Source organism: Streptomyces sp. rh34, assembly GCF_002551245.1.
Lineage (GTDB): Bacteria > Actinomycetota > Actinomycetes > Streptomycetales > Streptomycetaceae > Streptomyces.
Window position 1 is genome coordinate 1 of record NZ_NTGZ01000589.1, and the last position, 581, is coordinate 581.

A 581-nucleotide genomic window follows, 5' to 3' on the forward strand; every position below is an offset into this window, starting at 1 on the left:
CCACTGTCGACGGCGGTCCCGCCCCCGGTGGTCCTGGCGGCGACCGCGCCACCTCCGGCCGCCCCGCCCCCGCGCGCCCCGTGCCGCTCGACGGGAACCTCCACCTCAAGCCCGTCCGGCGTTCGAGGACGGAACCCTCGGCGGAATGGACCCCGCATCCGTCCTACGGGGCCGAGCCGGAGGCCGGAAAGGGTTCCGCCCGGAAGGACCCGGCCGGACGCCGCCCCCGGGGCGCCCCCGCGAGGGGAACCGTGGACGACCCCGGGCCCGACACCGAGCTGGACCTCGTCCTGGACCTGGCCCCCGGCGACCGGGCCGCCTCCGCCACGTTCTCCGTACCCGTACCCGTATCCGTATCCCTTCCCGTACCCGCCTCCCCGACCGCCGCCGAGCCCCCCACGCCGGCCGCGGCGACGCCCTCGCACCCCGGCCGCCGTCACTCCGTCATCGCCAACGAGACCACCGCCTCCATCCCCGTACACCTCCTCTTCCGGGACGACCAGGAGCCGGCCGGGCCGGCCGCGGCGGCGCTGCCCGCGGCCGTCGTCCGTCGCCCCGCCACAGGGGACCGCTCGCCCGCA

Annotated in this window: 1 pseudogene; it reads left to right on the forward strand. The window is 78.3% G+C overall.

The annotated features are described in order from the left end of the window. Positions 1–251 precede the first annotated feature (251 nt). Positions 252–581 (forward strand): annotated as a pseudogene (locus CR470_RS41045) (SPFH domain-containing protein); the annotation flags it as partial.